Origin of the sequence: Anaerofilum hominis (assembly GCF_014287275.1) — a bacterium.
Lineage (GTDB): Bacteria > Bacillota > Clostridia > Oscillospirales > Ruminococcaceae > Pygmaiobacter > Pygmaiobacter hominis.
The window spans coordinates 283291-295608 of the sequence record NZ_JACONZ010000002.1 but is presented as its reverse complement, the minus strand read 5'-3'; the positions used below and the strand labels follow the sequence as shown (position 1 = coordinate 295608).

The following is a 12318-nucleotide window of genomic DNA, read 5'->3' as shown; positions in this document are numbered from 1 at the left end:
CCGCCGCCCTGCTCTCTTGCGCTTTTCTGCAGCGCCGGGCGGCGGGCAGAGGCGCTTCGTTCTCCTCCGGCGGGGCCGCGGGGCCGCACTGGCCGGGGCTGCATCCTTTGCCCGTCGTGCATTCTTCCCCTTACTAAAAAACGATGGGTAGCTTTCAGAGAAACCAAGGCGCTCTTCCGTTCGCTTCTCCGCCATCTCTTTTCCCCCAAAAGCAGCGATAGATCGCGGCGCTGGGAGAGACTGCATCCTTTGTCCACCGCGCTTTCTCCCCCTTACTAAAAACGATGGGTAACTTTCAGAGAAGCCAAGGCACTCTCCCGTCCACCACTCCGCCATCTCTTTGCCCGGAAAAAGCAGCGGCAGATCGCGGCGCTGGGAGAGACCGTGCCCTTTTGCCCGCTGCGCATCCTCCTCCCTACTAAGGCTATAGGTAACTTTTGGAGAAATCAGGATGCTCTCCTGCCCACCACGCCGTCATCTTTTTGCCCGGAAAAAGCAACGGCAGATCGCGGCGCTGGCCGGGGCTGCACCCTTTTGCCCGCCGTGCTTTCTCCCCCTTACTAAAAAGCGACGGGTAACTTTCAGAGAAGCCAAGGCACTCTCCTATCTGCCTCTTCGGCATCCCTTTTTCCCAAAAAGCAGCAGCGGGCCGTGCTTCAGCGTCGGATCCCCCCTGCAGGCTTCGCCGCCGCTCCCCGGCCCGCACATCGCCGCTGCCGCCCTGCAGCCCCGGGAGAGGCTGCGTTCGGCTGCCTTTCTTCCGCATTTTTACCGTCTATTTGCACAAATTTTTCTTTTTTATTTGTGTGATCTCCCTTGTCAAACCACAGAACAGCAGTATAATAAAACCTGTTTGCAGCGCGGCGAACTGCCGCAAAGGAGGCTTGCCTGTGAAACTTCAAAACCAGCGCTCTTTCAGCGCTCGGGATGTTTTTAGAATGTCTATCCCCATTTTTATCGAGCTGCTGCTGCAGATGCTGGTGGGCAATGTGGACCAGTTCATGGTCAGCCGCATCTCCCAAAGCTCGGTGGCCGCCATCGGCAACGGCAACCAGCTGATGAACATCGTCATCATCCTGCTCAGCGTGCTGGCGGGCGCCTCCACGGTGGTGCTGTCCCAGTCCATCGGCGCGCGGGACACCCGGCGCGTTTCGCAGGTCTGCACGGTCTCCACACTGGTCATGGTGCTGGGCGGGCTCGCTGCCACCGCGGTGCTGATGCTGGGCAGCCGGAGCATCTTCGGCTTTCTGGGCGTGCCTGCCGACGTGCTGGGCGAAGCGCTCGCCTACACCCTGATCGTGGGCGCGTTCGTGCTGGTGCAGGGCCTTTATATGAACTTTGCCGCCATCCTGCGCAGCTACGGGCTGGTGAAAGAGGTGATGGCCGTCTCGGCCGTCATGAACCTGTGCAACATCGCCGGCAATGCCGTGCTGATCAACGGCCTGCTGGGCTTTCCGCGGCTGGGGGCCGTGGGCGCGGCCATCTCCACCGACCTGTCCAAATGCGTCGGTCTGGTGCTGGTCTATCTGATGTTCCGCGGGCGCACCGGGGTGCGGATGTCCGCGTCCGACCTGCGGCCATTCCCCTTTGGCACCCTGCGGCGGCTGCTTTTGATCGGGCTGCCCTCAGCCGGGCAGGAGCTTTCTTACAACCTCTCACAGATGACCATCCTGAAATTCGTCAATCTGTTCGGCACCGCGGTCATCGCCGCCAAGGTGTACTGCAGCATGCTGGCCAACGTGGCCTATATCTACTCCATGGCCATCTCCCAGGCCACCCAGATCATCATCGGCTATCTGGCGGGCGCGGGCGACCATCGGGGCATACAAAAGCGGGTGTGGTCCACCACCGCAGTCTCCACCGTGGTCTCCCTGTCGGTCACAGCGCTGCTTTTCACGTTCGCGCGGCCGATCTTCGGCCTTTTTACCGCCGATGCGGCCGTGGTGGAACTGGGGCGGCAGATCCTTCTGATCGAGTTCGTGCTGGAGATCGGCCGCAGCGTCAACATCGTCATGGTCCGCTGTCTGGTAGCGGTGGGGGACGTCAACTTCCCCGTGGGGCTGGGCGTCGTCAGCATGTGGGGCGTCTCGGTGCTGGGCAGCTGGTTCTTTGGGGTGCATCTGGGCATGGGCCTGACGGGCGTCTGGTGGGCCATGGCGGCGGATGAATGCCTGCGCGCGGTGATCTTTCTCTTCCGCTTCGCCTCCGGCGTCTGGAAGAAAAAGCTTGCCGGCATCAGCAGCCGGGAAAAAACAGCGTGAACCCGTCTTTCCCCACTGCGGCGCAGCTGCGCGGCCCACAGGGGTGCGAACCGGCAGATCCCGCGGCTGCACGCTCGGGCTCAAACGCGGCGGGGACGGACAGGGGCTTCACGGGTCCGCGGCCTGTACGTGGCCATGCCGATTGCGGCTTTCTCCCCGCCCCCGGTAAAACGGCAGCGAAGCGTGCCCCCGCCTCCGCGCCTCAGCCGGGCGATCAAATAAAAAAAACGACCTCCGCCTGCGGAGGTCGTTTTTTGTTTTGCCGGGCAGACGGAGGCACCCCTTGATCTCTCGCACCGGCCGCCACGGGCTGCCGCGGCGCGGTTTTGTCCCGCACTCTCCCCTGTCCACGCTGCTCACCGGCATTGCCGCACAAATTCCACGGGGTGCTGGATGATCTTTGCGACCTCTTCTGCGGAAAGCCCCTGTGCCAGATAGCGCTTTGCGATCACTTCCATGGACTCTCCGATCTCTATCATGTGAAGATCCGGGTCGTAGATCCTGACCACCCGCTGCTGCCAGTCGTGTTTCTTCGGGGGATGAACAAGCTTTACTTCGCTGTGCTGTTCCAAAAGGTGCAAAAAGGCGTCGAAATCCTCTACTTCAAAATACAGCTCCATATTGTGCGACTTTCTGACAACAGAATCCGGGTCGATATCTGTAAGCCATGCAAAATCTTCCTGTATGGCAAACCCGCCGCTAAACGTCACGTTTTTCCCCAGGTCCAACACGACTTCCTGCCCAAAAAGCTGTTTATAAAATTTTTTCGACACTTCCACGTCCTGAACCGCCAATAAGGGTAACTCAAACTTCATCTTGCCCATCCTCTCATTCCCTAAAGTTCCTCCGCTGCAGATCCCGAATGGTTCACAGGCCGCACTTCGTTTTCAGCATCTCCTGGATATCGCAAAAGCGGGCTTCATCGGCAACGCGATAATGGAGCCAGCCGCCGTCTCCGCAGGGGTATTTGTTGTCGATGCATTCCTGCGTTTCTTTTTCCATCCGATCATACACCGAGCGAAATTGTTCATTTGACAACCGGAGCATAATGGTAAAGCCGTCTTCCTCTGCAAACACGTTGCAGATCAGCTTTTTCTTTTTTCGATGGGCCACTGCCCAGCCGTAGTTGTTCCCGTAGGGAAAATCGATCTCCCGGGCGGTGTGACAGCTCTCGGACAGCCATTCGTTGAGCCGGATAAACAGCTCCCGGCTCTTGCCGCAGTGTGCAGCCATATCCTCAAATGTCGGTTTTTTCTGCTTGTCCAGCATTCTGGTGTTCATGACGATCCTCCCCGATTTGCCGATCTGCGCTTTCTCCGCCGAGAGCAGACAAACGCCGGTTAAGTTCTCTCCATTCTAAGGTCAGGACGCAGAAATGTCAAACAACTTGTCCAAAGCTCCGCCGGCCGTGCGCCTCTCAGCTGCTAAAAAACTTCAGCCGGCAGAAAAACAGGCTTTTTATGGCACGGCGCGCCGGGGCGGCAAAAACAATTTTTCTTTATGGGCCGCCATAGCCCCGCCGCGCCTGCCGCGCAGCAAGCGGGGCAAGAGCCCTAAAACAGCCCTTGCTTTGTGTCCGGGGGCAACCCGTATCATGGCCCCCCCTTTCCGCGGGCGGCGCGCAACAACAGCAGCGGCCCGCTGCTGCTCTTTGTCTCCCCGGCGCCGCGCCCCTCCCTTTTCCCGGCCGGGACGAGGCTGAAAAACACCCGGTACGGCGCTTCTCTCCGGGATGTCCCGGCGGCCTCCCCGCGCCGGGGGGGCTCGGGGGAGCCGTGGGGCCGTACCGCGGCCGGGACGGGGCCTCGAAAGTCCCGCTTTTCCGCCGCGCTCCCGGGCCGCCGCGCGGCGGCAGGCGCTATTTTTCAGGTGCCCGCGGCCGCTGTTTGTGGTATACTCATGACAGGAAATAATTCGGGAACGGGGGGATCGTGTGAAAAAGTTTTCGCGGACCTGCGCGGCTGCAGCCGCCCTTTTGCTGGGCGTCTGCCTGTGCGGGCCCCGGGCGGCCGCGGCCGGAGAAGAACAGCTGCGCTTCCCTGAGGACGGCAAGCTGAAGATCGCCGTTTTTGCAGACCTGCAGACGACCCAGAACGTCTCTCAAAATCTTCTCGACGGGCTGGAAGCGGTGCTGGACGCCGAACAGCCTGACCTTGTGCTCTATCTGGGCGACCAGGTGGAGGGCACCCATCCCCTCCTTCATCTGGGCGACAACGAGGCCCACGTAAAGCGGATCATCGACCAGGTGCTGGAGCCGGTGGTCAGCCGGGGCATCCCCTTTGCGGTGGTATTCGGCAACCACGACGCGCAGGACGCCGGGGTGCCGAAAGAGACGCAGATGGCCTATTACCGCAGCTTTCCCGGCTGCCTGGCCCTGGACGAGGGAGACGCTCTGCCCGGCTGCGGCACCTACAGCCTGCTCTATTACAGCGCCGACGGCAGCCGCCCGGCCCTCAACCTGTATCTGATCGACTCGCTGGAGTACGACGAGGGCGGCGGCTACGGCTGTGTGAGCAGGGAACAGATCGCCTGGTGCCGCACTGTGGGCGAGACGCTGACGCGGCTGAACGGCGGCCGCCCGGTACCGGCGCTGGCCTTTCAGCACATCATCGTGCCCGAGGTCTACAGCGCTTTTACCCAGGTGCGGGACAAAAATGTAGAGGGCGCGTTCGAGGGCCGGGGCGCCGGCGCCGGGCGCTGGTACACCGCGGGCCCTCCCGCCGTTGCCGGCGCGCTGCTGGAAGCCCCCTGCCCGCCCGACTACTCCAACGGGCAGTTCGCCACCTGGCTGGCCGCGGGCGACGTGAAAGCGGCCTTTTTCGCCCACGACCACCTCAACTCGTTCACCGCCACGCTGAACGGCATCGACCTGACGGCCTGCCCGGGCGCGACCTTTACCAGCTACGGCGACGATGCGGCCCGGGGCGTGCGCATCATCGAGATCGACGAGGACGAGATCCTGGAGGGCCGGTACGAAACGCGGGTCCTGCGCTTTTCAGAGTACTACCGGCCCGGCCTTTTCGCCGCCGTGCAGCGGTCTTTTGGCAGATACCGCATCTGGGACTATGCGCTGCTCTTCCTCTTTGGGGCGCTGGTGTTGGCCAATGCCGTTTTCTGGCCCCTGCACCTGCGGCGGCGCAGAAAAAAGCGGCTCGCCTCCGCCCCGGAGACGGCGGGCCGGAAAACCCGCGGCCCATCCCACTGACAAGCCCGCACCCGGCAAAAGCGCCGCGCAGCGGCTTTTTGTCCCGCGCGGGAGGAGAGCGTTCCCGCGGCAGGCGCCGGCGGGGCGAAAGGGCCGGCGTGCCCCGGCAAAAGCGCCCGGCGGCAGAAAAGGCCGGCTTTGAGGCCATATCCGCCGCCGGGGACGGCAATACTGTTTTAAAAAGCAGAGCAAAAGGAGGACCATCATGCTGGACTTCAAATTCGACACACAATTGCTCATCGAGGGCCAGGGCCTCTCAGAGGACGACATCGACGCCTATATCTCGCAGCACTTTGCAGGCGACTGCCTGCTTGCGGTGGGCGACGAGGAACTGATCAAGATCCACTTTCACACCAACGAGCCCTGGAAAGTGCTGGAATACTGCGCCTCGCTGGGCGAGATCCACGACATCGTCGTGGAGAATATGGAGCGGCAGGCAGAGGGCCTGTCGGGCTGACGGGCGCGCAAAATTTTTGAAAGACAGAGGAGAGGGACGCAATGAACGGGGCCAGCGAACGGCTGCAAAAGCAGATGGCTTTTATTCTGGAGGCCGACAAAGAAAAGTTTATTCAGCGGCAGACCTATCTGACCGATGGGGAGCGCAGGGAAAACGACGCCGAACACGCATGGCATCTGGCCCTGATGACCCTGCTGCTCAGCGAGTATGCAAACCGGGAGATCGACGTGCTGCGCACCTTATCCATGGTGCTGATCCACGATATCGTGGAGATCGACGCAGGCGACACCTACGCCTACGACCCGGTGGGCAGGCAGACCCAGCGTCAGCGCGAGACCGAGGCGGCGGACCGGCTGTTCGGCCTGCTGCCGGAGGACCAGTGCCGCAGGCTGCGGGACCTGTGGGAGGAGTTTGAGGCCGGTCAGACCCCCGAGGCGGCCTTTGCGCACGCCATGGACAACCTGCAGCCCACCATGCTCAACGCCGCAGCGGGCGGCAGGTCCTGGCTGGAGCACTCCACCCGCCTTTCCAGCATCCTGGAACGCCACGAGGGCACAAAGCGCGGTTCCCAGACGCTGTGGGAATTCTGCCGCGCGCAGTACCTGGAACCCAATGTGGAAAACGGAAAGATCACGGACGACTGCAGCGGAGAGAAGTAAACGAAAAAAGCAGGGGCGCGGCCCCTGCTTTTTTGTCGCCCAAAACACTACGCTCCGCGGGCAGACGCGTCCCGCGGGGCGGGGCCGCCGGTCTTTTCCTGCCGTCCCCCGCGGCGGAAGCCGGGCCGCAGCGCATACGCAAAAAGCGCAGTGGCAGGCGGCCTGCCGCCGCATTTTTTCTGCGGCGTCTCCACCGGCCATCCGGGTGCGCCGGCGCGCAGATCCTAACCGGCCGGCCCGCGCCTTACCGCCGAAAGGCATGCGCCCCCACGTTTTATCTCTGCCGCCCCCGGCAGGCAGCGCCTGCCGCTGCGCCGCCTGTTTTGCCCCGTCATTCAAACTCCGCCGCGCGCGCCCGCAGCGCCGCCGGGTCCAGCAGGCGATAGCCGCTTTGCTCCCGGCCCAGCAGCCCCTCCCGGCAGAGGGCGGTCATCATGCGCATCATGTGCCGGTAGCTGACGCCGATGGAACCGGCAAGGTCGGTGAGCGGCTCGCGGAACATGCCCCGGTCGGAGGCCAGCAGCAGATAGGCGCAAAGGCGCTCTTCCGCCGAGCAGAGCGCGGCGGCGCAGCGGCTGCGCGAGCTGTGCAGCAGCTTGGCGGAAAGATCTTCGGCCAGGCGCTTCACAAAAGCGGGGTTCCCTTTCAGGGCCGCCGCGCACCCGGGATAGGGCAGCGCGATGCACTCCACGTCGGTCACGGCCACCACGCCGGTGGCCGCCGTCAGCATGCCGTTCATCAGCTCGATATCCCCCATCACGCCCTCTGCGATGTAATAGCACAGGATCAGCGCCTTGCCGTCCCGGCTTTCGGCGCAGACCTTTGCCCGGCCGCGCTGCACCACATAAAAGCAGTCCAGCTGCGCCCCCTCGCGGATGATCGTCTCCCCCGCAGCATAGCGCAGGCAGACTGCCTGCGCCGCCTCCCGCGGGCCGAGATGATATTCCCGCAGCGTCTGCAGGTGCATCTCCTGCAGCGGTCCCCTCTGCATCGTGCCGCCCCCTCTGTGTTGAAATGGGGAATGCCCTTTTTCAGTGTGACATATGTCCTATGTCATTGTCAAGGCCGCGCTTATAATAAGGACAGGAGGTGACAGCAATGAACATGATCTTTTCCCTTTTGGGCCTTGTTCTCCTCCTGTTTGCCGCCGCTGCCGCCCTTTTGGCATGGAAGCGGCAGTCGGATCGCAAACAGAGGGAAGCAGCGGCCCGCCGCAAGCTCCGTCAGGATGCGGAGCGGGAGTATCAGGCGCATCTGGCCCAGCTCTGCTGGAATTACCGCGCCAAACACGCCCGGCGCACCGGCCACAGGCCCCTTGTTTTTCCGCCGGACGGCCGGGCGTCCTGAAAGCCCGGGCACATCCGGGAAAAGTGCTTTTCCCGCGCCCGACGCGCGCTGAGCCCGATCTCCCCTTTTGCTGAACGCCCGTCCCCGCCGCCTCTTTGAGGCACAGCGGGGACGGGCGTTCCTTCTTTAATAACAAAAACCGCCGCTCCTGCAAGGGGGACGCGTCCGCACAATTTTTTTGCCTCCGCCGCCGCACAGAGCGGGCCCGCCGGCGGGGAGCGCCAAAAAACAGGCCTGTCGGCGGGGCGGCCGGCCGCGGAACACGCGGCGCCGGGCAGAGTAGTCCCCCGCGGCTTTCCCGGCATTGGGGCAGCCGGTCTCAAAAAGCTGCGCCGCGTCCGCTTTTGCGCGCAGCCACAGCGTTCCCGCCCGCCGTTTTCCGATTTTTGCGGGCCTCAGCCGCTGCTGGGGAAGAAAGGCCGCAGCGCGCCCGCCACGACGTTCACCGGCATGCTCTGCAAAATGATGCGGCCGGGGCCGCGGACCACGGTGTTAAAAACGCCCTCGCCGCCGAACAGCATGTTTTTCACCCCCGGCACCGCCGTCACCTCGATCGAGCAGGTCTCGCTCATGGCCGCGAGATATCCGGTGTCCACCACCATCGACTGGCCGGGCGCCAGGTCGTACTGCACCGCGTGGCCGTCGATCTCGATAAAGGCCCGGCCGCTGCCCGAGAGCTTTTGCATGATGAAGCCCTCCCCGCCAAAAAAACCGGCCCCCGCCTTTTTCTGAAAAAAGATGGAAAGCTCCACCCCCGCCTCGCTGGCGAGAAAGGACTTCTTCTGGCAGATGATGCCGCTGCCCGGCGCGATGTCAAAGGGCATGATCGAGCCGGGGAAGCAGGAGGCAAAGGCGATCAGCCCCTGCTCTCCCACCGCGGTATAGCGGTTTTGGAACATCGACTCGCCGGAGAACATCCGCCCCAGCACTTTGCCCACCCCGCCGTTCGAGGTCGTCTCCATCTTCATGTTCGGTGTCATCCAGGCCATGGCCCCGCTCTCGGTGATCATGGTCTCCCCTGCCTCCAGCGTACAGGTCACCACCGGCAGCGGTGTGCCGTCGATCTTGTATTGCATTTGCCGCACTCTCCTTTTTCTATTTTTTTGTCCTGCTGCAACGGTAACGCGCCGCAGGGTTCCCTCCTTACGACAACAGCGGCGGGCGCAGGGCCTGCCGCTGTTGTCTGTCCCGCCGTCAGCGCAAAAAGCCGGGGCGCGGTCAGCCGCCCGCCCGGCACGCGGGTCAGGCGCTGACAAATTCCTCTACAATGCCCAGCAGGATCTTAACGCACAGGTCCATGTCCTCGGCGGTGATGTGTTCCCACGGGCCGTGAAAAGCATAGCCCCCGGTGCCCAGGTTGGGGCAGGGCAGGCCCCGATAGGAGAGGATCGAGCCGTCGGTGCCGCCGCGCACAGGGGTGACCGCCGGCGTGACCCCCAGCTTTTTCATGGCGGCCTGCGCCCGTTCCACCAGGTAAAAGTGGGGGCGGATCTTCTCTTCCATATTATAATAAGTGTCCGAGAGGTCCAGCACAGCGGTCCCCTCGCCGAAGCGGCGATTGACGGCCGCCACGGCGTCCCGCATCACCTGTTTGCGGCGCTCAAACCGCTGCCGGTCATGATCGCGCAGGATATAGCCCAGCGTGGCGCCCGCCACATTGCCGCTCATGCGGTCCAGATGGTAAAATCCCTCGTAGCCGCTGGTGTTCGCCGGGGTCTCCTCCGGCAGCAGGGCGTTCAGCTCCATCGCCACCAGCAGGGCATTTTTCATCACATCTTTGGCCGTGCCCGGATGTACCGACACCCCGTGGATGGTCACCTCCGCCGCCGCGGCGTTAAAAGTCTCATACTCCAGTTCGCCCGCCGCGCCGCCGTCCACCGTATAGGCCACCGGGGCGCCGAAGCCCACCACGTCAAAGCCGTGGGCCCCCCGGCCCACCTCCTCGTCCGGCGTAAAGGCCACGCAGACCTTGCCGTGGGGCCGCTTTTCCCGCAGCAGGGTCTCGGCCATGGTCAGGATCTCGGCGATGCCCGCCTTGTCGTCTGCCCCCAGCAGGGTGGTGCCGTCGCTGGTGATAAGGGTCTTTCCCCGCATCTCTGCCAGCTCCGGGAACCGCTGCGGCGAGAGGACCTCCCCGCTGCCCGGCAGGCACAGCGGGCCGCCGTCATAATCCCGGACCACCTGCGGCTTCACCCCCCGGCCGGAAAAGGCGGGCGCGGTGTCCATATGGGCCAGAAAGCCCACCGGCTGTACCTTTTCGCAGCCCGGCGCGGCGGGCAGCTCCCCATACAGCGTGCAGTTTGCCTCCAGCCGCACATTCTGCAGCCCCAGCCCGCGCATCTCCTCTTCCAGCATGCGGGCCAGGTCCCACTGGCAGGCGCTGGAGGGGGTGGAACTGCTGTCCTCATCGCTGTCCGTGGCCACCGTCACATATCTCAAAAGCCGTTCTGCCGCCGTCATCTCATCGTTCCTCCCTGCCTCTTTTTTTCATTTTTTTCTTTTTTTGCGCCCTTTTCCTGCGCGGCCGCGTCCTCCTGCGGCGCCCCGGACGCCCGCTCGATCTTCAGCCGCTCGATGCAGCGCTGGTTCGCGGCCAGGATCGTGCACAGCCAGCCGTCGGTCTTGAGCGGGATGACCTCGCCCTGGGCCGGGATGCGCCCCAGCATATTGGTGATAAAGCCATTCAGGGTATCGGAGTCGTCGTTTTCAAACAGATCGCTGCCCAGCAGCTGCTCCACCTCGTCGATCTCCAGCTCGCCGTCCAGCATCCAGCTGTCCTCCGACAGCTGGACGACGCCGGTCTCCTCGTCGTGCTCGTCGTCGATCTTGCCCACGATGGACTCCAGCAGATCCTCCATCGTCACCAGCCCCTCTGTGCCGCCGTACTCGTCCACCACAATGGCCATGCGCTGGCGGCGCTCTTTAAACTGGCGCAGCAGGCCGCTGCAGCGCATGCTCTCTGGCACGTAGGGCACGGGCCGCATAAAATCGGCCGCCGTTTTGTCCGCGCCGTCCTCCTGCCCCAGGGCGGGCAGGATGTCCTTGACATAGACGATGCCCACGATGTTGTCCAGGTCGCCCTCGTACACCGGCAGGCGGGAGAAGCGCTCCTCCCGCTGCAGCTCCACCAGCGCCGCCAGCGGGGCGGTGCGCTCCACCGCCGCGATATCGGTGCGGTGGGTCATGACCTCGCTGACATGCAGGTCGTCAAACTCAAAGATATTTTCGATCATGGCCCGCTCGTGCGGTTCCAGCGCGCCCGCCTCCTCGCCGGCCTCCACCATCATCAGGATATCCTCCTCGTCCACCGGCTCCTCCTCATTGGCGGCGCCGATGCCGAACAGCTTCAGCACCAGATTGGTGGAGAGGGCCAGAAATTTGACGAACGGGCGGCAGATGCGGTACATGCCCCAGACCACGCCCACCACCCTGAGCGCGACGGCGTCCGGGTCTTTCATGGCCACCCGTTTGGGCACCAGCTCGCCCAGGATCAGGGTGAAGTACGAGATGATGATGGTGATGACCACCAGCACCACGCTGCGCAGCACCCCGGCGGGCAGCGGCAGAAAGGAGAGCGCCCCCGTCACCGGCCCGGCAAAATTGTCCGCCGCCACGGCCGAGTTGAGAAAACCCGAAAGGGTCACCCCGACCTGAATGGTGGCCAGAAAATCGGAGGGCGAGTCGGTGATGGAGAGCAGCCGCCCGGCCGCTTTGTCGCCGTCCTCCGCCAGGCGCTTCATCTTCTGCGAGTTGATGGAGATGATCGCGATCTCGCTCATGGCGAAAAATGCATTGATGCCGATGAGGATCAAAATAAGCAGGATACTGGGCCAAACGTCCATGTGGGGAAACCAACCTCTTTCTGTGAGCCGGGCGGCGGTAGGCCGCGCCCCGGGGGCAAAGCCCCAAAAGCCGCGTTTGCCGCCGCGCAGGCGTTGTCTGTGGGCGCGGCCGGGTCCCGGCGCGCCCCGCGGATAAAAAGTCCTGATCTACTGAAATGGTATCAAAACGCGGCGCTCCGCGTCAAGCCGCGCCCGGGCAGTTGCGGCCGCGCCCGTCCGCGCCAAGCCCGGCGCGGGCGGGCGCAGCGGGGATTTTCCGTCTATTCCCTTTCCTTTTCCGCTATTTTGCCCGTTTTGGGGCGTTTTACCAGAAAGCCCGGCCCGCCCCTTTTGTCCCTGCCCGCCGCCGGGCTGCGCGGCTGTATAACCGGCGCCTGATCTGGCAACCGTGATTATCACGGGACGCCGCTGCGCCGCAGGCGGGATCTGCAGTTTTAAGCGGGCTGTTTTCTTGTCTAGCGGGGGCTGATATGGTATACTGGGTAAGGTTATATTTCGACGGCATATCCCGGAGTATTTTTAAAACGGGCATATTTTTTACATTTTT

General features: G+C 63.3%; 11 protein-coding genes. 5 read left to right on the top strand and 6 right to left on the bottom strand.

What is annotated here, in order from left to right; all coding sequences use genetic code 11:
* The first annotated feature begins 938 nt into the window (after positions 1-938).
* Positions 939-2261 (top strand): MATE family efflux transporter, encoded by a 1323-nt coding sequence (locus H8S23_RS06480; protein WP_186887513.1) that lies wholly within the window; start codon positions 939-941, stop codon positions 2259-2261.
* A 356-nt stretch (positions 2262-2617) separates the two neighbouring features.
* Here H8S23_RS06480 and H8S23_RS06475 read toward each other — a convergent pair whose 3' ends face one another.
* The gene (locus H8S23_RS06475) at positions 2618-3076 is read right to left on the bottom strand and encodes a VOC family protein (RefSeq protein WP_186887512.1); all 459 of its coding nucleotides are present in this window, start codon (positions 3074-3076) and stop codon (positions 2618-2620) included.
* A 52-nt stretch (positions 3077-3128) separates the two neighbouring features.
* A complete protein-coding gene (locus H8S23_RS06470) occupies positions 3129-3542 on the bottom strand; it encodes a DUF3788 domain-containing protein (protein ID WP_186887511.1) in 414 nt (137 codons plus the stop codon).
* A gap of 652 nt (positions 3543-4194) precedes the next feature.
* Here H8S23_RS06470 and H8S23_RS06465 point away from each other — a divergent pair.
* The 3 genes from H8S23_RS06465 to H8S23_RS06455 all read left to right on the top strand — a co-directional run bounded on the left by H8S23_RS06465 (position 4195) and on the right by H8S23_RS06455 (position 6582).
* Positions 4195-5466: a metallophosphoesterase gene (locus tag H8S23_RS06465; protein ID WP_186887510.1), complete on the top strand. Its 1272-nt coding sequence runs from the start codon at positions 4195-4197 to the stop codon at positions 5464-5466.
* 205 nt (positions 5467-5671) lie between these two features.
* The gene (locus H8S23_RS06460; protein ID WP_186887509.1) at positions 5672-5923 is read left to right on the top strand and encodes a kinase to dihydroxyacetone kinase; all 252 of its coding nucleotides are present in this window, start codon (positions 5672-5674) and stop codon (positions 5921-5923) included.
* A 41-nt stretch (positions 5924-5964) separates the two neighbouring features.
* Positions 5965-6582 (top strand): HD domain-containing protein, encoded by a 618-nt coding sequence (locus H8S23_RS06455; protein ID WP_186887508.1) that lies wholly within the window; start codon positions 5965-5967, stop codon positions 6580-6582.
* 331 nt (positions 6583-6913) lie between these two features.
* Here the strand turns inward: H8S23_RS06455 and H8S23_RS06450 are convergent, their stop codons facing one another.
* Complete coding sequence (locus H8S23_RS06450) at positions 6914-7573, bottom strand: Crp/Fnr family transcriptional regulator (RefSeq protein ID WP_186887507.1); 660 nt, start codon at positions 7571-7573, stop codon at positions 6914-6916.
* 107 nt (positions 7574-7680) lie between these two features.
* Here H8S23_RS06450 and H8S23_RS06445 point away from each other — a divergent pair, with 107 nt between their 5' ends.
* Positions 7681-7929, top strand: a complete 249-nt coding sequence (locus H8S23_RS06445; protein ID WP_186887506.1) for a hypothetical protein — start codon at positions 7681-7683, stop codon at positions 7927-7929.
* Between the two features lie 395 nt (positions 7930-8324).
* Here H8S23_RS06445 and H8S23_RS06440 read toward each other — a convergent pair whose 3' ends face one another.
* From H8S23_RS06440 to H8S23_RS06430, 3 genes are all read right to left on the bottom strand, one after another.
* Positions 8325-9005: a TIGR00266 family protein gene (locus tag H8S23_RS06440; protein ID WP_186887505.1), complete on the bottom strand. Its 681-nt coding sequence runs from the start codon at positions 9003-9005 to the stop codon at positions 8325-8327.
* Between the two features lie 166 nt (positions 9006-9171).
* Positions 9172-10389: a peptidase T gene (gene pepT / locus H8S23_RS06435; RefSeq protein WP_186887504.1), complete on the bottom strand. Its 1218-nt coding sequence runs from the start codon at positions 10387-10389 to the stop codon at positions 9172-9174.
* Positions 10386-11771, bottom strand: a complete 1386-nt coding sequence (locus tag H8S23_RS06430; RefSeq protein WP_186887503.1) for a hemolysin family protein — start codon at positions 11769-11771, stop codon at positions 10386-10388. Before H8S23_RS06430 ends, pepT begins: the two co-directional genes overlap by 4 nt.
* Positions 11772-12318 lie beyond the last annotated feature (547 nt).